The organism is Pseudomonas syringae CC1557 (genome assembly GCF_000452705.1).
Taxonomy (GTDB): domain Bacteria; phylum Pseudomonadota; class Gammaproteobacteria; order Pseudomonadales; family Pseudomonadaceae; genus Aquipseudomonas; species Aquipseudomonas syringae_F.
Map to the genome: position 1 here is coordinate 1,766,292 of NZ_CP007014.1, position 20,970 is coordinate 1,787,261.

General features: G+C 56.8%; 16 protein-coding genes. 5 read left to right on the top strand and 11 right to left on the bottom strand.

All coding sequences use genetic code 11. The features are described from left to right. Nucleotides 1–186 precede the first annotated feature (186 nt). The 4 genes from ccoP to ccoN are packed head-to-tail and all read right to left on the bottom strand — an operon-like array spanning nucleotide 187 to nucleotide 3,408. Nucleotides 187–1,164 (bottom strand): cytochrome-c oxidase, cbb3-type subunit III, encoded by a 978-nt coding sequence (gene ccoP / locus N018_RS08300; RefSeq protein WP_024647603.1) that lies wholly within the window; start codon nucleotides 1,162–1,164, stop codon nucleotides 187–189. After that, nucleotides 1,161–1,352: a CcoQ/FixQ family Cbb3-type cytochrome c oxidase assembly chaperone gene (locus tag N018_RS08305; RefSeq protein ID WP_024647602.1), complete on the bottom strand. Its 192-nt coding sequence runs from the start codon at nucleotides 1,350–1,352 to the stop codon at nucleotides 1,161–1,163. Before N018_RS08305 ends, ccoP begins: the two co-directional genes overlap by 4 nt. Nucleotides 1,353–1,357: 5 nt before the next feature. Beyond that, nucleotides 1,358–1,966 carry a cytochrome-c oxidase, cbb3-type subunit II gene (ccoO, locus tag N018_RS08310; RefSeq protein ID WP_024647601.1) on the bottom strand — a complete coding sequence of 203 codons (609 nt, stop codon included), beginning with the start codon at nucleotides 1,964–1,966 and terminating at the stop codon, nucleotides 1,358–1,360. Further along, entirely contained in the window at nucleotides 1,963–3,408 is a 1,446-nt protein-coding gene (ccoN, locus tag N018_RS08315; RefSeq protein WP_025389310.1) for a cytochrome-c oxidase, cbb3-type subunit I, read from the bottom strand. Before ccoN ends, ccoO begins: the two co-directional genes overlap by 4 nt. A gap of 644 nt (nucleotides 3,409–4,052) precedes the next feature. Here ccoN and N018_RS08320 point away from each other — a divergent pair. After that, on the top strand, nucleotides 4,053–4,742 hold the full coding sequence (locus N018_RS08320; protein WP_025389311.1) for an alpha/beta family hydrolase: 690 nt from the start codon (nucleotides 4,053–4,055) through the stop codon (nucleotides 4,740–4,742). A gap of 1 nt (nucleotide 4,743) precedes the next feature. Here the strand turns inward: N018_RS08320 and N018_RS08325 are convergent, their stop codons facing one another. From N018_RS08325 to N018_RS08335, 3 genes are all read right to left on the bottom strand, one after another. Further along, nucleotides 4,744–5,202 carry a hypothetical protein gene (locus N018_RS08325; RefSeq protein WP_025389312.1) on the bottom strand — a complete coding sequence of 153 codons (459 nt, stop codon included), beginning with the start codon at nucleotides 5,200–5,202 and terminating at the stop codon, nucleotides 4,744–4,746. Between the two features lie 91 nt (nucleotides 5,203–5,293). Beyond that, nucleotides 5,294–6,886, bottom strand: a complete 1,593-nt coding sequence (locus tag N018_RS08330) for an Ig-like domain-containing protein (protein ID WP_025389313.1) — start codon at nucleotides 6,884–6,886, stop codon at nucleotides 5,294–5,296. A 51-nt stretch (nucleotides 6,887–6,937) separates the two neighbouring features. Beyond that, nucleotides 6,938–8,818, bottom strand: a complete 1,881-nt coding sequence (locus N018_RS08335) for a hypothetical protein (protein WP_025389314.1) — start codon at nucleotides 8,816–8,818, stop codon at nucleotides 6,938–6,940. 739 nt (nucleotides 8,819–9,557) lie between these two features. Here N018_RS08335 and N018_RS08340 point away from each other — a divergent pair. Beyond that, entirely contained in the window at nucleotides 9,558–11,453 is a 1,896-nt protein-coding gene (locus N018_RS08340) for an autotransporter outer membrane beta-barrel domain-containing protein (protein ID WP_038401135.1), read from the top strand. Between the two features lie 64 nt (nucleotides 11,454–11,517). On the opposite strand, the gene N018_RS08345 is transcribed toward N018_RS08340, so the two are convergent. The 4 genes from N018_RS08345 to acnA form a co-directional block, all read right to left on the bottom strand. Continuing rightward, nucleotides 11,518–12,051, bottom strand: coding sequence for a hypothetical protein (locus N018_RS08345; RefSeq protein WP_024644169.1), 534 nt, complete (start codon nucleotides 12,049–12,051; stop codon nucleotides 11,518–11,520). A gap of 423 nt (nucleotides 12,052–12,474) precedes the next feature. Further along, on the bottom strand, nucleotides 12,475–13,137 hold the full coding sequence (locus N018_RS08350; protein ID WP_025389316.1) for a hypothetical protein: 663 nt from the start codon (nucleotides 13,135–13,137) through the stop codon (nucleotides 12,475–12,477). Nucleotides 13,138–13,461: 324 nt separating this feature from the next. Next, a complete protein-coding gene (locus N018_RS08355; protein ID WP_025389317.1) occupies nucleotides 13,462–15,027 on the bottom strand; it encodes a methyl-accepting chemotaxis protein in 1,566 nt (521 codons plus the stop codon). Between the two features lie 163 nt (nucleotides 15,028–15,190). After that, nucleotides 15,191–17,935 (bottom strand): aconitate hydratase AcnA, encoded by a 2,745-nt coding sequence (gene acnA / locus N018_RS08360; RefSeq protein ID WP_024644172.1) that lies wholly within the window; start codon nucleotides 17,933–17,935, stop codon nucleotides 15,191–15,193. A 192-nt stretch (nucleotides 17,936–18,127) separates the two neighbouring features. On the opposite strand from acnA, the gene rlmM reads away from it, so the two are divergent. The 3 genes from rlmM to pdxB all read left to right on the top strand — a co-directional run bounded on the left by rlmM (nucleotide 18,128) and on the right by pdxB (nucleotide 20,963). After that, nucleotides 18,128–19,201, top strand: coding sequence for a 23S rRNA (cytidine(2498)-2'-O)-methyltransferase RlmM (rlmM, locus tag N018_RS08365; protein WP_025389318.1), 1,074 nt, complete (start codon nucleotides 18,128–18,130; stop codon nucleotides 19,199–19,201). A 290-nt stretch (nucleotides 19,202–19,491) separates the two neighbouring features. After that, nucleotides 19,492–19,746: a sulfurtransferase TusA gene (gene tusA / locus N018_RS08370; protein WP_025389319.1), complete on the top strand. Its 255-nt coding sequence runs from the start codon at nucleotides 19,492–19,494 to the stop codon at nucleotides 19,744–19,746. 74 nt (nucleotides 19,747–19,820) lie between these two features. Continuing rightward, on the top strand, nucleotides 19,821–20,963 hold the full coding sequence (gene pdxB, locus N018_RS08375) for a 4-phosphoerythronate dehydrogenase PdxB (protein ID WP_025389320.1): 1,143 nt from the start codon (nucleotides 19,821–19,823) through the stop codon (nucleotides 20,961–20,963). The last annotated feature ends 7 nt before the right edge of the window (nucleotides 20,964–20,970 follow it).

Below are 20,970 nucleotides of genomic sequence, written 5' to 3' on the forward strand. Positions count from 1 at the left end.
GATTGCTATCGGTTTTGAAACACGCGTTGACGACTATCAGGGGGACGATGATGATAAGTCTGGCGACGATACGGCTTTGAACGGCATGAGGATGAGTTGCGGTCCCGAGACTTAATGTGTCGGCAATGGCAGTCGTGAGGATTTCAGGCTGTCACGACGCCAGGCACACTGTCTGCCAGAGCCGTATTACTCTTTTTCAGTAGACTTCTCCTGGCGGGACAGGCTGTAAACATAGGCAGCCAGAATATGCACACGATCATTGCCCAGCAGTGCTTGCTGAGCAGGCATCTGGCCCTGGCGGCCGTCGCGGATGGTTTGCTGCAGTTGCGCGAAACTTGAACCATAGATGAAGGCGCGAGGATGCGTCAGGTCTGGCGCGCCCAGCAGGGGCATCCCTTTGCCTTCCGGCCCGTGGCAGGCAGCACAAAGGGTAGAGAACGTCTTCTGACCGGCGGCCGGGTCTGCATTGACGCCTTCCGGAAGCGGCCGTGCGTTCAGTTGGGTCAGCACGTAAGCCGCCACATCGCGAACCCCTTGTTCGCCAAGTGCTCCACCCAGCGCCGGCATCACGCCATTGCGGCCTCCCATGATGGAGTCCTTGATCGCTTTTGCATCGCCGCCCCAGCGCCAGTCCGCATCGGTCAGATTCGGAAAACCGTAGGCGCCCCTGGCATCAGAGCCATGGCAGACCGAGCAGTTGGAGGCGAACAGGCGAGCGCCTATTTTTAGCGCCTGAGGGTCTTTTGCTACATCTTCGACGGGCATCGAAGCGTATTTGGCGAACAGCGGGCCATAACGTGCCTCGGCAGTTGCGACCTCCCTTTCCCACTCGTGAACACTGGTCCAGCCTTGCTGACCGTCGGAGAACTGGACCTTGGTTTCCTTGTCCCGGTACTCATAACCGGGCAGCAGACCCTGCCAGTTACCCAGCCCCGGGTACAACACCAGATAGCCCAGCGCAAAAACCAGGGTGGCGATGAACAGTTTGAACCACCAGCCGGGCAGCGGGTTGTCGTACTCCTCGATGCCATCGAACGAGTGCCCGACTTTTTCTTCGGTCGACTCGTTGCGTTGACCTTTGCGCGTGCTCAGCAGCAGCCAGAGAATGGCGATCAGTGTGCCCAGCGTCAGCACCGTGACATACAAGCTCCAGAACGTGCTCATGGCCTGTCTTCCTGTTCGGCTCTGGCATGCTCGACCTTGCTGATGGCTTCAGGGTCGTCGGCGAAGGGCAGCAGGGTTGCATCGTCGAACTGTGCTTTGCGCGCCGGGCTGAATACCCACAGCATCAGACCGATGAACGCCAGCATCACCACCAGTGTGCCGAGTCCTCGAATCATTCCGATGTCCATCATGATCACCGCTTGCTTTTAATGAGGGTGCCGAGGCCTTGCAGGTAGGCCACCAGCGCGTCCATTTCGGTCTTGCCTTGCACCGCCGCCGCAGCCCCTGCAATGTCTGCGTCGGTGTAGGGCGTGCCGAGCGTGCGCAGCACCTGCAGCTTTTTCGCGGTCTGCGTGCTGTCGAGTTTCTTGCCTGCCAGGAACGGGTAGGCTGGCATGATCGAGGTGGGTACGAGGTCACGTGGATTGTACAAATGCGCTCTATGCCATTCATCCGAGTAACGCCCGCCGATCCTCGCGAGGTCCGGCCCGGTGCGTTTCGACCCCCACAGGAACGGGTGATCCCAGACGCTTTCGCCTGCCACCGAATAGTGCCCGTAACGCTCGGTTTCGGCGCGGAATGGGCGAATCATCTGTGAATGGCAACCCACGCAACCGTTGGCAATGAACACGTCGCGGCCTTCCACTTCCAGCGCGGTGCGCGGCTTCATGCCCTCGATCGGCTGATTGGTCACGTCCTGAAAGAACAGCGGGACGATCTGCGTCAGGCCGCCGATGCTCACCGCGATGACCATGAAAAAAGCCAGCAGGCCGACGTTTTTTTCGAGCGCATCATGCTTCATGAATGAGCTCCCGATACCGTGATCCGTGCTGCGGCTTGTGTGGCCTGCGGGTCCGCCCCGCGTATTGTGCGCAGCACGTTATAGGCCATCAACAGCATCCCACTGGTGAAAATGGCGCCGCCGATGGCCCGCACGACATACCCCATATGGCTGGCCTGCATGGCTTCGACGAACGAGTAGGTCAGCGTGCCATCCTCGCTCACTGCGCGCCACATCAGGCCCTGGGTGATGCCATTGACCCACATCGACGAGATGTACAGTACGGTGCCGATGGTCGCGAGCCAGAAGTGCGCGTTGATCAGGCCGACACTGTGCATCTGCGGGCGGGCGTAAAGTTTCGGAATCATGTGATACAGCGAACCGATGGTGATCATGGCTACCCAGCCCAGCGCCCCGGAATGAACATGGCCGATGGTCCAGTCGGTGTAGTGCGACAGCGAGTTGACGGTCTTGATCGCCATCATCGGTCCTTCGAATGTCGACATGCCATAAAACGCCAGCGACACCACCAGAAAACGCAGAATCGAATCGGTACGCAGCTTATGCCAGGCCCCTGACAGGGTCATCATGCCGTTGATCATGCCGCCCCAGCTGGGCACCAGCAGGATGATCGACATCACCATGCCCAGAGACTGAGCCCAGTCCGGCAGCGCGGTGTAATGCAGGTGGTGCGGGCCGGCCCAGATATACAGGGTGATCAATGCCCAGAAGTGCACGATGGACAGGCGATAGGAGTAGACCGGACGCTCGGCCTGCTTGGGCACGAAGTAATACATCATCCCGAGAAAACCAGTGGTCAGGAAAAACCCCACGGCATTGTGCCCATACCACCACTGGATCATGGCGTCGGTTGCCCCGGCGTAGGCCGAGTAGGATTTGAACAGGCTCACCGGCAGCGAGATGTGGTTGACGATGTGCAGCATGCCGGTCACGACGATGAACGCGCCATAGAACCAGTTGGCGACATAAATGTGGCGGGTCTTGCGTATCACAATGGTGCCGAAGAAGACCGCCGCGTAGGCCGCCCAGACGATGGCCAGCAGTATCGCAATCGGCCATTCGAGTTCGGCATATTCCTTGGTGGTGGTGTAACCCATGGGCAAACTGACGACTGCCCCGACGATCACGGCTTGCCAGCCCCAAAAGGTAAAGGCCGCCAGACCGTCGGAAATCAAGCGTGTCTGGCAGGTTCGCTGCACCACGTAATAGGAGGTGGCGAACAGCGCGCAACCGCCGAAAGCGAAGATCACCAGATTGGTATGCAGCGGTCGCAGGCGTCCGAAGGTGGTCCACTCCAGCTCCAGATTAAGCCCGGGCCAGACCAATTGCGACGCGATAAACACGCCCAGCCCCATGCCGATAACGCCCCACACCACAGACATGATGGCGAACTGGCGCACCACTGTGTAGTTATAGGCAGTCGGAGTGATTGCTGTGCTCATTGCAGACTTCCACAATTCAGAGGGTGACCAGAGACGTATTCGGATGCGGGCGATGCAGGCTCGGCAATCGCACCAAGGCAGACCGAAGGGCAGGGGCAGGACCGGACATGTGAGTGATCAGATGTCGGGTATGTGCAGCAGACCGTGTGCTGGCAAGCTTAACTTTGAAAACGGGGTCTGGGAAGTCGCAGCAATCAGCTGCCATGTGCAGCCTGGATTCCGCACCCCGTTGCAGGGTGCGGAGTTCAGGTTCTGCCACCGGGTTGTAGCATGACGGTGCAGCTATTCCGTACAGACGAGTTGATCAGGACTCCCGGAAGGGCTGCACACTTGTCTGGTCCGCAGTTGGAGCGTGTCATCGTCCGGCAAAATGGCCTGAGCAGGTAAATGACGCTGGAGACCGATTCGGTGGGGTGTCGCTACCGTGCGAAGCTGATGCCGCTTATGAAACCGCCCGGTTGTGTCAGGTTTGGGGCGCCCATTGCCTCGACACCGTTACCTTTCGCACCCTGACAGATTACGCGGCCACAGCTGAATAGTTGCTGTCCGGCGGCCGTGGGTACATTCCGGTTGCCGTGCAACACCCAGGCGATTCGCGGTTTATAGTGGCGAACTACTGACAGACTCACCGGGACCCGACAGGCATGAGCAAAGGTTTATCACTCGCCAGCAATGACGATCAATGGCTACAGCGTGTTCGCGAGAGCGGCTGGATATGGACAGCGGGGCAACCGGTCGACGGGCTGGAACCGCTGACGTTGGTGCTGGCGCACGGGGCGGGCGCGCCGATGGACAGCAGTTTCATGAACGACATGGTTGCGCACCTTGCGACGCAGGGCGTCAGTGTTCTGCGCTTCGAGTTTCCGTACATGGCCCAGCGGCGAGAGGGGGGCAGCAAGCGCCCGCCCAACCCGCAAGCTCAGTTGCTCGACTGCTGGCGCGAGATTTATGCAAGCGTGCGAAGTTCTATCAAGGGACGCTTGGCGGTGGGTGGCAAATCGATGGGCGGACGCATGGCCAGTCTGATTGCCGATGAGTTACAGGTCGATGCGCTGGTATGCCTGGGCTATCCGTTCTATGCCGTGGGCAAACCGGACAAACCACGTGTCGCTCACCTGGCCGAGCTGAAAACACCGACGCTTATCGTGCAGGGCGAGCGTGACGCCTTGGGCAATCGAGACGCTGTCGAGGGTTACACACTCTCCGGCGCGATTCATGTGCATTGGTTACCGACCGCCAATCACGACCTGAAGCCGCTGAAAGTCGCAGGCGTCAGTCACGACCAGTGCCTGGCCGAATCCGCACGGGAGATTGCCCGGTTTCTGTGCACCTGAGTTAAAGACAGCGCAGATCGAAACGGCCTTCTGTTACCTCGAAGTTGATCGATGACAGGCTAAAACTGAAGTGCCCCCTCAAGCGCAGGGTGCAGGGGTCGGCTTCAAGCAGGGTCAGCACGCCGCCCTGGAAATGCGCGGAATGATAGAGGGTGCTCCGTTGGAGCGACCGTTCGTTGTAAATCACCTTGATCCGATCATTGCCTGGCAGGCGGTGAGTGCCCGGTTCGAGGTCTCGGTCCAGATACAAGCCGATGCTGGCCCGTATGCGACCGGCCTTGCCATCGGCGATAACCTTCCAGACCCAGCGGTCAGGCTTGTGAGTCAGCTCCGAGCGCAGGGCGAGTCGTCCCTGCAGCGATGAGACGATAAGCGGCTGCTTGTTGATGTGTGCTTCGAAGCTGCCCTCACGCAGGGGCAGCGGAACACAAGATGTGGCTGGCAAAGTGCTTGTGTGCATGGTCGGACTCTTGACGGCTTTTAAAGAAACTATAGGGCGTTACCTTTCGGGTAACGCCCTGCCTGATAATCAAAGAGGTTTCAGCAGACGGTCATTTGACAGCAACGCCAAAGCTGGGGTTGTGGCTCTTCAATTTGAAGTTTCCACCCGTTACCAGATTCTTCACGTAATACCAGTTCCATCCCGCCAGGCCGGCGTGCGCAATGGTGGACGACCAGTAATTGCCATTGCCCATCCGCCAGCGATTGCCGTAGGCGGCATGAATATCCACAAGTTCTTGAATCGATGGAATCCTCGCACCGATGCTACTCGCAGTTTTGCTCACTTGGGAAAAGCTGCCGGTGCCTACACCCATGCAGTGAATGACGCCGGTTACGCTGACCGGGTAACTCTTGCTGACACTTAGAGCGTCGGTCACGGTAATAGTCGTTGCGCCTTTGCCTCGACCCGAGACCAGGCCGTTGGCGTCCACTTTCGCCACCGACGGGTTGCTTGACACATAACTATAAGGCGCCTGACCACCGCTGGCCTGGCGCTGGACAGTGGTGTCGGCGGGGAAGTTTGGCAACAGATCCGGCGTGCCTGGAATCAGATAGATCTTGCCCGCCAGCGTGACCGGCGACGTATCGAGTTCCAGTTCCTGCCTGGCATCAAGAACCTGCAAAACCAGTGTGTCGGATGTCTGCACCAGACCATTGCTGCGATTGACGACGTAAGAAACCGCAACTGTCTGGCCGGCGTTGGTTGTTACCAGAACAGCCGAAAATGGCACCTCCAGCGCCTTGCCTGCTTCACCGGCTGTGAGGGTCTTTTCCTTGGTGTCACTGCCTTTCGGACCTTGCCATTGCACGATGAGCTGGTCACCGGCTTTGAGGTTGGCGGTGGCGTCGATGACCACAGTGGCGCCGGAAGAGGCGTTGGCAGGGTCGAGGGTGCCGCCGTTGGCTTCCTTTACGGTTGGGGTAGGGAGGGGAGTGACAGTCGTAAGTTGAAGCTTCACGCTCACCGGCTCGGATCGCATGGAAAGATTTCCCGCAAGATCCGTGATCGTGTAATGGACCGGCGCTTCAATATCGCCGATCGACTCGAGAAACGATCTGACAAAATCGACCATGATGCGTTTCAGCCCCATGTCGTCCTTGGTCACTACTGCAGTCGGGCCAGGGATATTGTTCCAGTAGGTATGAATGACGTCGCCTGCCTGCATGCCTTTGTAGCTGGCAATCGTACCGCTCAGGACGTTGCCCATGCCTTCGAGTTCCTCGGAGGTCAGACCGTCCCGGGTTTGGCTGGGAAAAAGAATGGGTGCAAGGACCGGAGCTCCCGGTGGGGTGATGTCCACGGAGATGAGCGTTTTCTCAGAGAACTCAACGACCATGTTTCCAGGGTTCTCAATGGCGTAAGCAACAGAGTGATCACCTTCGCCTAATAGCGCTGGTGGAATCTCCAGACTCAACGTATCCCCTGGCTTGTTACTTGCCAGTATTTCTTTATTGGGACCAATAAGCATTTCATTAAAGTACAGTTGGTAGGTATAACCGGTTAGTGCACCTGGCCATACTTCCAGCTTGACCTGGACAGGATCGGTTAGAGAGGCGATGGGCAACAGCCCATTATCCAGCGCGGCTGGTATGACGGGGGCTTCCAGTAGTTTTCTGTGTGTGTTGGAGCTTGAGTCAGGCATTTTCTTTCCTTAAAAATTTATAAAATGCGGGCCGTCGAGGCCCGCATCGAGTCAACGGACCAGGCAGGTTACGTCAGAGGGTTTGAGCATTAAAACCGGTACTTTAGTTATTGTAGAATTCGCCGGGCTTTGGTTGCTGCCTTCAACCGGCTTGATGGTATAGCTCGCTTCTGCGAAGCCTGTGCAGATAACCCGGGTGTTGAAAAACGGCACTGTAAATACATGCCCTTTTGCAACATCGACTTCGTCAACTGTTCGGGTCGCTACATAAGTGGCTGCTTCAATCGGGTTGTTTGATGGGTCAAAACCTTTGAAGGTGAACGTGATTTTCTGGCCTTCGAACATGTTTACATAGGGAACGATTTTTACATCTGAGCCGTCGGGGTTTTCATTGGGACCTAACACTCCATTCGGCGCGAGGTTAAAGGTGGGGCTGGCGAGTCCGTCTTGACCGCCAGGCTGTTCCTCTCGGGATCTTACCGTGACAGGTTGAATCGGGCTTCTGACTTCATTTGGGTTGCCTGCGCGCGTTACAGTAAAATAAACAGGAATGGTCGCGCCGGTCCCCTGACGTTGCATGAGCTCATTATCAATTGGAATGATCAGGTCTTGTTGGGCTGCCACGTCCCCCGACTTTATCTGATACCATTGCAATTTTACCTGGTCGCCCCAGTGAAGGTTTAAATCATCATTTACCCTGAAGTCTGCGTTCCAGCTCACCAGGCCTCTGCCGTTCAGCTCATAGTCATCCTCGTCAATAAAGTTATTCTCAACGTTCGGATTTTGTACGCTTGTACCCTGTACCGTGAGACTGTTGAGTGGCGCATCAATAGGCAGCGATGTAAATACATCGATGTCGGAATTTAGCGATACGCCCGCAAGCTCTCCGTTACGCGATACTTCATAGTGAATCGATACACTGCCCTGAGGGACTTTGTTTATCGCCTCAAATGGCACTCTCAGGGTCAGCACGACTGCCTCATTTTCCTCGCCAGGTGGCAGTGCAACAGATGCCAGGGGATTGCTATCACCCCAGAACAGCTGGAGGTTATCAAGTGCAGTTGCGCCCGGATAATGCGGAATATCCACCAGCACACCCGACTGCGCCTCAAGATAATCCAGCATGTCGCCTACGGCGGGGTCGATGACCGGGGCGGGATAATCAGACGGAATTTCCTGAAGCCGTAATTTTATAGCAACGGTATTTGAGAGAATCGACGTGTTGCCAGCACGGTCAATGACTTTGTAGCAGACCAGTTTCTCGTCTTGTCCCAAAGACTCCAGAAACTCACGTGTAAAGGTGACTACCACCTTGTCCAGTCCCATGTCATTTTCGCTGACGACAGCGCTCGGGCCTAGAATATCGCCCCACCTTGTCTGAACGAGGTCGTGTTTTGCCATGCCGGTGTAGCCGGGGATCTGTACTTCCAGTTTTCCACCAAGACGTTCAAGCTCAGCAGCAGTCAGACCGTTTTGAACCTCTGTCGGGAATTGTATTGCGGCAAGCTCAGGCGCACCCGGTGGTGTTTTGTCTATCTGGATTCGAAACGACTCTGATGTTTCTTCCACCTGGTTTCCCGGGTTTGTAATGACATAAGCAATATCGTGAAAACCTTCCGATAACAAATCGACAGGCACCTCCAGACTCAATGGATCTCCAGGGGTGTGTGACGCCAGGATCAGCTTTTTCGGACCCACTTTTTTCATGTCGAAAAACAGCTGATAGGTATAGTCAGGGAGCGCTGCCTGCCATACCTTCAGGCTGACAGCCAAAGGCTGAATCAGTGCGCTGACGGGAATCAGACCTGGCGTGTCTACATCATGAAATGCGACTGCTACATCAGGTGCTTCCACTGGGGCTTTCAACCCATTATATCGAACGTTCGGAATAATAGTCGGTTTCAGAAGGTCGGTTTTTTGAAAATTATTCATTGATAAATCCTATCGTTAGTGAAGAATTTTGTAGGAGGTTTCTTACATTTTAATTGAGGGCTACCGGAAGTTTAAAAGCTAACTACTGGTGTTGCTTTCTCAGTCATTTTTGGACGTAATAGGTTTTTATTGGTGGTGTCAATAGCTGTGGTTGATGTTTTTTTTGCCCGGGTACGTGATTTTTCTGTAAACGGCTAAATGTGTCTTGGTTGTAGGGTTTAGCCTATAGTTATTTAGGAGTGCTCCTACAATTTTAATGTTGAAAGTATGAGTATTTTATGAATTTGGTGGGCTACTTTCTCGGGCTCAATAGCCGAGGAGATGGATGGTGACTTATAGAAAGAGTAATGCAGAAAGTTTTAGGCCTGTTTTTTTTCAGTTTTTCGTACTTGGAATGGGAGTTCTGATTACTGCCCAAGTTTCGGCAGACACTCCGTCCAGGTTGGACGAGGAATATCGGGGGGGTGGCAGAGTCGGGCTCGTCCTTCCAAATGGAGAAGAGTTCAAAGCTGTACCGGTAAATGGTGATGAAGTGACTGTCGGCCCTGAGACGGCTTTCGATTCTTATTTTGTGAGCGGGGGAGGTGTTCTCAACATCAATGGCGGAAGGGTTGACAAGGTTTATGCGACTAACTCTACAGTCAACATCGACTCGGGGGTTGTGGAGGATGGTCTTCACCTCACCGACAGTGTGTCGTACCTTGATCACGCGGTTGTAAGAAACAAGTCAGATTTTGGTATGACGCTAGGTGGGACTCTAGGTTTTTTTGAGCCTGGCTCCAAAGCTTCGGTTTTTTCGAGCAGCGTGTCCGGATTGGAAATAGGCGTTGCAGTGGGCACATGGGGCGAGCTGCATCTGGTTAATACTGAGGTGAATGGGTTCGCATCGCAACGTGGAAGGGGTCAAGGTATTGTTTCTTCTGGTGGAAAAGTTTTTAGTACCGAACGTAGTCATGTTACGGGTGATTTGAATGGCCTCAACCTTACTGACGGTTCGACCAGCAATAATTCGGGTGGCAGTCAGGCCGAAAATAAACCCTACACAGTTATCGATGACTCCGTTGTCGAGGGTTTGGCTGGCGCGGCGATCAGAATAGACCATCGTGTAGCGTTCGATATCGAGGCCGATATCGCTGTGCAAAACCATTCCGAACTGCGGGCCGGAAACGGGAATCTGCTTGAGGTCGCAGAGAGTAGCACCGCCAACTTCAAGGTCGACAACAGCATCCTCAACGGCAATCTTGTTGCCGATGACACCAGTACCTTGAACGTCACGCTGCAGAACGGCGCGCAACTTACTGGCGATATCGTCAACGGCAACGCGCTGGCTATCACTTCTGGTGGTCAGTGGCAGATGCAGGGTGACAATGCCGTCAGGTCGCTCTCCCTGCAGGGTGGCAGCGTCGGGTTTGGCGGCGAGGGGTTTCATACGCTGTCGCTGAACGAGTTGTCAGGTACAGGCACGTTTGGCATGCGGGTGGATCTGGACAAGGGGGTGGGTGATCTTGTCGACGTCAATGGTCAGGCCAGTGGGCAATTCGGGCTACGGGTGCGTAACACCGGGGTAGAGGTTGTATCGCCAGATATGACGCCGCTCAAGGTGGTGCATACCGAGGGTGGCGACGCGCAGTTCAGCCTGCTGGGTGGGCGGGTTGACCTGGGGGCTTATTCATACCTGCTGGAGCAGCAGGGCAATGACTGGTTCATCGTTGGCAAAGACAAGGTCATAAGTCCTTCGACCCAGAGTGCCCTTGCTCTGTACAGCGCTGCACCTGCCATCTGGATGAGCGAGCTTTCAACTTTGCGCTCGCGCATGGGCGAGGTTCGTCTCAGTGGCAAGGCTGGTAGCTGGATGCGCGCCTACGGCAATCGGCTTACTGCCACGACCGGTGATGGTGTCGACTACCGGCAGAAGCAAAGTGGCTTGTCGCTCGGGGCGGATGCGCCGATCGAGCTCAGCACCGGAAGGTTGCTGGTTGGTGTACTGGGTGGTTACAGCAAATCCGCTCTGGATTTGAGCCGCGGAACATCCGGGAAAGTCGACAGCTACTATGCGGGCGTCTACGGCACCTGGCTGTCTGACGATGGCTACTACGTGGACGGTGTGCTCAAGCTCAACCGCTTTCGCAACAAGGCAGACGTTGCCATGAGTGATGCGAGCAAAGCCAAGGGCGACTACAGCAACACGGGTGTAGGTGGCTGGGTGGAAGCGGGTCGACATATCAAGCTGGCGGATGACTATTTTCTTGAGCCGTTTGCCCAGTTATCCAACGTGGTGGTTCAGGGTCAGGATCTGCGTCTGGATAATGGCATGAAGGCGAAGAACGATCGTACTCAGTCGGTGCTGGGTAAAGTCGGCACGTCGCTGGGGCGAACTGTCGCGCTCAAGGACGGCGGGTTGGTGCGGCCTTACGTTCGTGGTGCTGTTGCGCAGGAGTTTTCACGGCGTAATGAGGTCAAGGCCAATGACGTGACCTTCGATAACAGCTTGTTTGGCTCACGTGCCGAAGTGGGGGCCGGGGTCTCGGTTTCCCTGTCGGAGCGTCTGCAGGTGCACGCAGATGTCGACTACATGAAAGGCCAGCATATCGAGCAACCGTGGGGCGCCAATGTGGGGCTGCGCTTTGAGTTCTGATCAGCACACGCCAGTAAGTGGGTAAAAACCAGGCCCCCGGTGAGTGATCACCGGGGGCTTTTGGCTACTTGTCCGTAAGCCCGTTGGTGATAAAGCGTTGGCGTTGACGCGCTCTGGAGTTCGCGGGCATCGAGTGCTTGACGTTGACCTGTAACGTGGGTGATGTGCCGATCAGTCGATCATCGCGATAGAGCTCGTAGTACAGGTCCACCAGGCCATATTGAATATGCGGGACAAAATCGTAGGATACGCACAGTACACGTATGACACTGTTTTCGCCGACCCGATGAAAAAGTGTCGTTGTCGACAGGTTTTTTCCCCAATAGAAGCGAATTTCATCTCCACAGCACATCTTGATCGAGCCTGGAATGTGTACAACCACGCCCGTGTGTGCCTGTTCGTGACTGATCACATCATCGCCGTTGTCGGGCAGTATCGGTGGTTTCAGTGTGTCTGAAACATCTGATGGAATATGTTCAGAAGTCATTTTTTGATAGGTACTCTCTTGCAGTGGGGCTTCTCGCACAGCGTCTGGCTCTGTGGGTTGGCTCTTCTCTGAAGTGAGTGCAGCGACATCCTTGGAATGCTCTTTATCCATCATGAACTCGTTTATTTGAATTAAGTGAGTTGTTTTTGTTGTGCCGCCAGCTGTGGCACCGGAAATATTACAAGGCACATTAGTGTTCAGGTCAAGTCGTTAAAATGTGCGATGGTAGTGCCAGGTTTACAAAGGTTTTGCTGTCACATTTGGTTTCAAGTTCAGACTAAATTTTTTGATGGAGTGCTGGGGATGCTGTAAATAGGGGGTGGGGCTTATGTCGGGTGCTTGCTTTGGAATTTTTGAAAGAGTGATATCTGTAGGATCTTTACTACAGATAATTCCTACATTTTTGAAAATAAGGGATTTTGTGAAATATCCCACTTGAGCGTAGGACTATTCACTCAAACTTATCATAAAGGTCTCGCACGGCTTGGCGTACGAAACCTTCAAGGTCCTCAGCAATAATGTAGGTCTCTGCAGTTAACTCTGCATGGAAAGGGTTACCGGACGCGCCATAATCGAGCGATTGCCTGCACGATCGATCACCTGATAGCTCATGGTGATGCTCTCGCTGCCCAGATCAAGCAAGAAGGCCTTGTCGAAAATGATCTGTACCGGGCGTTCAGTCAGGTTGTCAGGAGTGACCTCATGGACAGGGCCTTCCTGTTCATTGCACAGGGTCTGAATACGGTCGCCAGGCTGCATGTCGGCGTAGCCTGGAATGATGCCAGCCAGGGTTTCGCCGAGGTTGATCTGATGGAAGAGCATGGGGGCCAGCAGCGCTGCGCCAGGGGCAGTGCGGTCGATTCGAATCTCAGTAGTTGCTGAGTCTGTTCGCACGCCGCCTGGAAATGTTAGCCATTGGTATCCAATCGCATAATTGCCATCTTTAGCGAAGTGTCCACCCTTGAGATTCATAACGAACGTGACCTCTTGGGGCGCTTCGGGATCAGAAATGGTCTGGATGATCCCAGAGCCAACACCGTTAATCATAAGCTCGAATCTGTCTTTTTCTTTGATTAGACCGCGCGCGGTAAAATGAACCGAAATGCCTAAGTCAAGGTCACGGACTTTTATGAGGCCGTCGTGTTCCGCCACAGGGATTGATGGTGCTTCCATTGGTAGATGGGTAAGGATATTCATTTGTTTCTCCAATTAATAAATCAAACGCCACATGGCGTCGATCCAGATTTTTATTCAGGAGATGGGCAATAGTTACCCGTGGTAATAGATAACTACCGCACATTCCCTTGATTTCAACTAATCGGAGTGTTCGTTGGGTGTCAATGCTCGACATTCATGCTTTACTGCTGCTCTTGATGTTAAGGAAAAGTCTTACATCCTGCTCGGATGATTTGGTGATAATTGTAGGGCGTGAAGATCACAAGCCCGCTAATCAATGAAGGGCGCAATAAAAAGCCCCGACCAACCTGAGTTGACCGAGGCCTGTTACAGCAGTTTCAACCCTCAGCGATTAAAGCGCTCCACCAGCGAGTACTGCGAATTGGCGGTGTCTGTCAGTTCTTCACTCAATACTGCCGAACGTCGGGCTTCGTCGGCGGTTTTGTCGGCCAGTTCGGCGATAGTGGAAATGTTGCGGTTGATCTCTTCGGCTACCGCGCTTTGTTCTTCGGTAGCAGTGGCTATCTGAGTGGTCATGTCGGTGATGTTGGCGACCGCTTCGCTAATGCCCACCAGCGCCTGATCCGCTTCCAGCACCCGTGCCACGCCTTCTTCGGCCTGACGACGTCCGGCGTCCATGGTCTGCACGGCGTCGGTGGCCGTCTGCTGCAATTTGGCGATCAGGCCATGAATCTGGCCAGTAGATTCGGCAGTGCGTTTTGCCAACTGGCGTACTTCATCTGCCACCACCGCAAAGCCACGGCCCATCTCTCCGGCACGTGCCGCTTCGATGGCCGCGTTGAGTGCCAGCAGGTTGGTCTGGTCGGCGATGCCTTTTATCACATCGACCACGCCGCCGATTTCATCGCTGTCCTTGGCCAGGCGTGTCACCGTCAGGCCTGTTTCGCCTACCGAGGTAGAGAGGCGCTGAATGGCTTCGCGGGTTTCGCCGGCGATGTCGCGGCCGCGACGGGTCAGCTCATTTGCCTGTTGAGTGGCGTCAGCAGCGCGATGCACATGGCTGGCAACTTCCTGGGTGGTGGCGGCCATCTGGTTGATGGCTGCGGCCACCTGCTCGGTTTCCACGCGCTGACGTTCCAGCCCGGTCGAGCTGTCTTTGGCCAGCGAGTTGGATTGCCGGGCCTGGCTGTTCAGATGCTCGGCGGTGTCCTGCAAGCGCGTCAGGCAGGTTTTCATGCGCGCTTCCTGGCTGAGGATCGACATTTCCAGACGCGCCTGCGGGCCACGGCTGTCGGTGTACATCTGCGCGATCAGCGGGTCAGAGGTGGTTTGCTCAGCCAGGCGCAGCAGGCGTTTGGTGCCGCGCTGTTGCCAGGACAGGCCGAGCAGACCAAGCGGCACCGACAAGGCGGCGGCAAGCGCGAAGCCCCAGTGCGAGTTGAGCCACACGCCGATCAGAAAACTCAACTGGCTGACCAGAATGAACGGCAGCCAGTCCTGCAACACCGGTAGCCACTTGTCACGGCCAGGTATGGCGCTCTTGCCTTGATTGATGCGCGCGTACAGTGCTTCGGCGCGGCGAATCTGTTCGGCGGTCGGTTTGATGCGTACCGACTCGAAACCCACCACCTTCCTGTTTTCCAGCATCGGCGTCACATAGGCATTGACCCAATAGTGGTCGCCATTCTTGCAGCGATTCTTGACGATGCCCATCCACGGCTGGCCGCTCTTGAGCGTGGTCCACATGTGTTCGAAGACGGCTGGCGGGACATCCGGATGGCGGACGGTGTTGTGCGCGGCACCGAGCAATTCGGCTTCGCTGTAACCGCTGATATCGATGAAGGCATCGTTACAGTAGGTAATCGTGCCGCGGGTGTCGGTGGTGGAAATCAGTCGTTGTTCGGCAGGAAATGTCCGCTCACGTTGGGTGATAGGCTGGTTATTGCGCATGGGGTATCGATCCTTCGATCCTGAGGACTATGGCGTGTTATCGGCGAGCACATCAATAAATTGAACGTTGCACACCAAATGACCCATGAGTCAGTGCAGCGGGGGATTTCACAGTGGCCAGCCACTGTGAAATCCCCCGTGCATGAATCGCTGCGTAAACGCCTCAGGAAGCGATCAGTTGTCGCAACACATAATGCAGAATGCCACCAGACTTGAAGTACTCCACCTCGTTGAGCGTATCGATACGGCACAACACGTCGACGGTTTCCTTGCTGCCGTCCTCGCGCTCGATATGCAGGGTCAGGCTCATGCCTGGCTGTATATCTGCATGGGTCAGCCCGGTGATCTTCAGGGTTTCCTTACCAGTCAGGCCCAGAGTCTTGCGAGTCTGTCCGTTCTTGAACTGCAAGGGCAGAACGCCCATGCCCACCAGATTGGAGCGATGAATGCGCTCAAAGCTTTCGGCGATGACCGCTTTGACGCCCAGCAGGTTGGTGCCTTTGGCCGCCCAATCGCGGCTGGAACCGGTACCGTACTCCAGACCCGCGACAATCACCAGCGGTGTGCCTTCGGCCTGATAGCGCATCGCGGCGTCGTAGATCGCCAACTTCTCGCCTGAGGGTACGTGCAAGGTATTGCCACCTTCTTCGCCACCGAGCATTTCGTTGCGGATACGAATGTTGGCAAAAGTGCCACGCATCATCACTTCATGGTTGCCGCGACGTGAGCCGTAGGAGTTGAAATCCTGGGACTTGACGCCTTTCTCTTGCAGATAACGCCCGGCCGGGCTGTCAGCCTTGATATTGCCAGCAGGGGAGATGTGGTCGGTGGTGACCGAGTCCCCCAGCAGGGCAAGGATGCGCGCGTCTTCCACGTCCTGAATCACGGGCAACGGGCCGTCGATACCGTCGAAGAACGGCGGGTGCTGAATGTACGTCGAGTCGTCCTGCCAGACATAGGTGGCAGCCTGCGGCACCTCGATGGCCTGCCACTGCTCGTCACCGGCAAACACCTCGGCGTATTCCTTGTGAAACATACCGGTGTTGACGCTGGCGACCGCGTCGGCGATCTCCTTCTGGCTGGGCCAGATGTCGCGCAGATAAACAGGTTTGCCGTCCGAGCCTTCGCCCAGCGGTTCACTGCTGATGTCGATGCGCACTGAGCCTGCCAGGGCGTAGGCAACCACCAGCGGAGGCGAGGCCAGCCAGTTGGTCTTGACCAGCGGATGAACCCGGCCCTCGAAGTTGCGGTTGCCCGACAGCACCGACGCGACGGTCAGGTCGGACTGCTGAATGGCTTTTTCGATCGGCTCCAGCAGCGGGCCGGAGTTACCGATGCAAGTAGTGCAGCCATAACCCACCAGGTTGAAGCCCAGCGCGTCGAGGTATTGGGTCAGGCCGGCTGCCGCGTAGTAATCGGTCACGACCTTGGAACCGGGCGCCAGCGAACTCTTCACCCACGGCTTGCGTTGCAGGCCTTTTTCGACGGCTTTTTTGGCCACCAGCCCGGCTGCCATCATCACGCTGGGGTTGGACGTGTTGGTGCAGGAAGTGATGGCCGCGATCACTACTGCGCCATCTTTCAGTTGGTAGGTCTGCCCGTTGTACTCATAGTGGCTTTCGCCGCTGACCTGCGCATCGTTGCCCACTGCAACGCCACCGCCACCTTCGCTTTCCAGGCGGCCTTCTTCGCCTTTGGCAGGCTTGACCTGCAAGCCGAGGAAGTCGTTGAACGCCTGGGCAACCTGCGGCAACGCCACACGGTCCTGCGGGCGCTTCGGACCGGCGAGGCTGGCCTCTACGGTGCTCATGTCCAGTTCCAGGCTGTCGGTGAACACTGGCTCCTGGCCGGGCAGACGCCACAGGCCTTGTGCCTTGCAATAGGCTTCAACCAGTTTCACGGTTTCCGCGGGGCGGCCGGACAGGCGAAGGTAGTCCAGCGTCACGTCATCGACCGGGAAGAAGCCGCAAGTCGCGCCATATTCCGGTGCCATGTTGGCGATGGTTGCACGGTCGGCCAGCGGCAGATCGGCCAGCCCGTCACCATAGAACTCGACGAACTTGCCGACCACGCCTTTCTTGCGCAGCATCTGGGTCACGGTCAGCACCAGATCGGTAGCGGTAATGCCTTCTTTCAGTTTGCCGGTCAGCCTGAAACCGATGACTTCCGGGATCAGCATCGATACCGGCTGGCCGAGCATCGCCGCCTCGGCTTCGATCCCGCCCACGCCCCAGCCCAGTACGCCGAGGCCGTTTATCATGGTGGTGTGCGAGTCGGTGCCGACCAGTGTGTCGGGGAACGCATAGGTGCGACCGTCTTCTTCTTTGGTCCAGACGGTGCGGCCCAGATACTCCAGATTCACCTGATGGCAAATACCCGTGCCGGGCGGCACCACGCTGAAGTTATCGAAGGCGCTCTGGCCCCAGCGCAGGAACGCGTAGCGCTCACCGTTGCGCTGCATCTCGATATCAACGTTCTGTTCGAACGCCCCAGAGTTGCCGAACGTGTCGACCATGACCGAGTGGTCGATGACCAGGTCCACCGGCGACAGCGGATTGATGCGCTGCGGGTCGCCGCCAGCCTTGGCCACGGCGGCGCGCATGGCGGCCAGATCGACCACCGCAGGCACTCCGGTGAAATCCTGCATGAGGACCCGTGCAGGGCGGTACTGGATCTCTCGATCCGAACGGCGCTCGGTCAACCAGTCAGCGATGGCCTTGAGGTCGTTGCCGGTGACGGTTTTGTTGTCTTCCCAGCGCAGCAGGTTTTCCAGCAACACCTTGAGCGACATGGGCAGCTTGTCGAGGTTGCCGAGGGAGCGGGCAGCATCGGGCAGGCTGAAATAGTGGTAGGTCTTGTTATCGATTTCGAGCGTTTTCAGGCTCTTCAGGCTATCGAGGGAGGGCATGAATGTCTCCTTTTGGAATGTTCTCCGAATATCGGATTACAGGGCTCCATTTACATCAGGTCAGGAACACCGTATCAGGCTTCAGGTTCTGTGGACTGTCTGGTCGCGCCAGTGGTTCCTGGATTGGGCTATGATGCGCGGCTTTCAAGTCTGCGGGGTTACGCCCGAGTGCCCGTTGCCCAGGAGTAACCCATGAATACACTGTTTATGCATTGCCGGCCCGGTTTTGAAGGCGAGGTCTGTTCGGAAATCGCCGAGCATGCCGCACGTCTGGAGGTTGCCGGTTATGCCAAGGCGCGACCCAATACCGCCTGCGCCGAATTTATCTGCACCGAAGCGGATGGCGCCGAACGGTTGATGAGCGGCCAGCGCTTCGACCAGTTGATCTTCCCTCGGCAGTGGGCGCGAGGCCTGTTTCTCGACCTGCCGGAGACTGACCGCATCAGCGTGATCCTCGCTCAGCTGTCAACGTTTCCTACGTGCGGCAGCCTGTGGCTGGAGGTGGTGGACACCAACGATGGCAAGGAGCTGTCGAATTTCTGCAAGAAGTTCGAAGCGCCGTTGCGCAAGGCCTTGAGCCAGGCTGGCAAGCTGGTCGATGATCCGCGCAAACCACGTTTGCTGTTGACCTTCAAGAGCGGTCGCGAGGTGTTTCTTGGACTGGCTGACGCCGACAATTCGGCAATGTGGCCGATGGGCATCCCGCGTTTGAAGTTCCCCCGCGAGGCGCCGAGCCGCTCCACCCTGAAACTTGAAGAGGCGTGGCACCATTTCATCCCTAGAGATCAGTGGGATGAGCGTCTTTCCGGTGACATGACCGGCGTCGACCTCGGCGCTGCGCCCGGTGGCTGGACCTATCAACTGGTACGCCGCGGCATGCTGGTGACGGCCATCGACAACGGACCGATGGCGGAAAGCCTTATGGATACCGGGCTGGTGCAGCATCTGATGGCCGACGGCTTCACCTACAAGCCTCGCCAGCCGGTGGACTGGATGGTCTGCGACATCGTCGAAAAGCCGGCGCGCAATGCGGCGCTGCTGGAAACCTGGCTGGGCGAAGGCTTGTGCCGCGAAGCGGTGGTCAACCTCAAACTGCCGATGAAACAGCGCTACGCAGAAGTCCGTCGCTTGCTCGACCGCATCGAAGAAGGCTTTCAGGCACGCGGTGTGCGGGTGTCGATCGGCTGCAAGCAGCTCTACCACGACCGCGAAGAAGTCACCTGCCACTTGCGCCGCCTGGACGTGGCCAAAGCCGCGAAAAAGTGAATTCAGTCAGATACATCTTTGACTGCTTCTCCAACTGACCCTCGTGCCAATGCTCCGCGTTGGCATGCATTGGGTGACGCTCCGCGTCACAAATCTGCAGTCTGGCGCGGTATCAGGCACAACGAAGTCTCAGGTTTTGGTGCAGCCTGTATCGTGCCGGGTTAAGTGATGCGCCAAGGCTGCAATGTGACGCTCTGCGTCCGACGTTGAATATGCGCTGCGGCGAGAGTCATCGGCTTGGCCTGCCCACTGATTTGAGCGACAATCGTCACCCGCTTCTGGAGTGCCCCATGTCTGAATCCGTTGAACACCTCACCGTTGACGCCGTTCTGGATGCCACCGGGCTGAACTGCCCGGAACCGGTGATGATGCTGCACCAGAAGGTTCGCGACCTGCCTGCGGGCGGTTTGCTCAAGGTCATCGCGACCGATCCGTCCACGCGTCGTGACATTCCCAAGTTCTGTATATTCCTCGGCCATGAGCTGGTCGAAGAGCGTGCAGAGGCAGAAACGTTTCTGTACTGGATTCGCAAGAAAGCCGACTGACCGCCGCATCGCTGCAACTCGCGCCTGTTCACGACATGGACCGGTCTTCGTTCGCCCGACCCCGAGAGTCTTCCATGCGCATTGTTGCTGACGAAAATATTCCCTTGCTCGACGCCTTTTTCGCTGATTTCGGAGACATACGTCGCTTGCCCGGCCGTTCCATCGGCCGTGCAGCGGTAGCGGACGCCGACATCCTGCTGGTGCGCTCGGTAACGCCCGTGACCCGCGAGCTGCTGGAGGGCAGCCCGGTGCGTTTCGTCGGTACTTGCACCATCGGCACGGATCATCTGGACCTCGCTTATTTCCAGGAGGCTGGTATTCAATGCTCCAGCGCGCCGGGCTGCAACGCGCGTGGTGTGGTCGATTATGTGCTGGGCAGCCTGCTGACTCTGGCCGAAATCGAAGGTGTCGATCTCAGGCAGCGTACCTACGGTGTGGTCGGTGCAGGGCAGGTGGGCGGTCGTCTTGTGACGGTATTGAAAGCGCTGGGCTGGAATGTTCTGGTCTGCGATCCACCCCGTGAGTCGACCGAAGGGGAAGGTTTTGTCAGCCTCGACGAGATCATCCAGCGTTGTGACGTCATCAGTCTGCACACGCCGTTGACCAGAACCGGAGACGTGCCAACCTGGCACTTGTTCGACGAAGCGCGTCTACGCCAGTTAAGACAAGGTGCCTGGCTACTCAACGCCAGCCGTGGCGCGGTGGTGGATAACGCAGCGCTGCATGATGTGCTGCTTGATCGCGAAGACCTGCAAGCCGTGCTGGATGTCTGGGAGGGCGAGCCGCAGGTCAATACAGCGCTGGCCGATCTGTGTGTGATCGGCACGCCGCACATCGCCGGTTACAGTCTTGACGGCAGGCAGCGTGGTACCGCGCAGATCTATCAGGCGCTGTGTGCCTTTCTCGGCCAATTGCCGGTGATCACACTCGACGACCTGCTGCCCCGGCCATGGCTGGCGCAGGTCAGTCTGGATGCCGACACTGACCCGGTCTGGGCCTTGAATACGTTGTGCCGCAGCGTGTACGACCCGCGCCGCGATGATGCGGATTTTCGCCGCAGCCTGACGGGTGATACGGCCAGTCAGCGTCTGGCTTTCGACGCGTTGCGCAAACACTATCCGCCACGTCGGGAAATCGAAGGGCTGAAGGTGCGGCTTGAGGGGCATTCCGACGAGTTGGTGCAGATCGTCACTGCGCTGGGCGCAGTGCTGGTCTGATCGACCC

Coding starts and splice junctions, on each gene's coding strand:
- N018_RS08320 (WP_025389311.1), top strand. CDS start 4,053: ATGAGCAAAGGTTTATCACTCGCCAGCAATGACGATCAATGGCTACAG.
- N018_RS08355 (WP_025389317.1), bottom strand. CDS start 15,027: ATGCGCAATAACCAGCCTATCACCCAACGTGAGCGGACATTTCCTGCC.
- tusA (WP_025389319.1), top strand. CDS start 19,492: ATGTCTGAATCCGTTGAACACCTCACCGTTGACGCCGTTCTGGATGCC.
- rlmM (WP_025389318.1), top strand. CDS start 18,128: ATGAATACACTGTTTATGCATTGCCGGCCCGGTTTTGAAGGCGAGGTC.
- N018_RS08305 (WP_024647602.1), bottom strand. CDS start 1,352: ATGGACATCGGAATGATTCGAGGACTCGGCACACTGGTGGTGATGCTG.
- N018_RS08350 (WP_025389316.1), bottom strand. CDS start 13,137: ATGAATATCCTTACCCATCTACCAATGGAAGCACCATCAATCCCTGTG.
- ccoO (WP_024647601.1), bottom strand. CDS start 1,966: ATGAAGCATGATGCGCTCGAAAAAAACGTCGGCCTGCTGGCTTTTTTC.
- N018_RS08330 (WP_025389313.1), bottom strand. CDS start 6,886: ATGCCTGACTCAAGCTCCAACACACACAGAAAACTACTGGAAGCCCCC.
- N018_RS08340 (WP_038401135.1), top strand. CDS start 9,558: ATGACGCTAGGTGGGACTCTAGGTTTTTTTGAGCCTGGCTCCAAAGCT.
- N018_RS08345 (WP_024644169.1), bottom strand. CDS start 12,051: ATGGATAAAGAGCATTCCAAGGATGTCGCTGCACTCACTTCAGAGAAG.
- ccoP (WP_024647603.1), bottom strand. CDS start 1,164: ATGAGCACGTTCTGGAGCTTGTATGTCACGGTGCTGACGCTGGGCACA.
- N018_RS08325 (WP_025389312.1), bottom strand. CDS start 5,202: ATGCACACAAGCACTTTGCCAGCCACATCTTGTGTTCCGCTGCCCCTG.
- ccoN (WP_025389310.1), bottom strand. CDS start 3,408: ATGAGCACAGCAATCACTCCGACTGCCTATAACTACACAGTGGTGCGC.
- acnA (WP_024644172.1), bottom strand. CDS start 17,935: ATGCCCTCCCTCGATAGCCTGAAGAGCCTGAAAACGCTCGAAATCGAT.
- N018_RS08335 (WP_025389314.1), bottom strand. CDS start 8,818: ATGAATAATTTTCAAAAAACCGACCTTCTGAAACCGACTATTATTCCG.
- pdxB (WP_025389320.1), top strand. CDS start 19,821: ATGCGCATTGTTGCTGACGAAAATATTCCCTTGCTCGACGCCTTTTTC.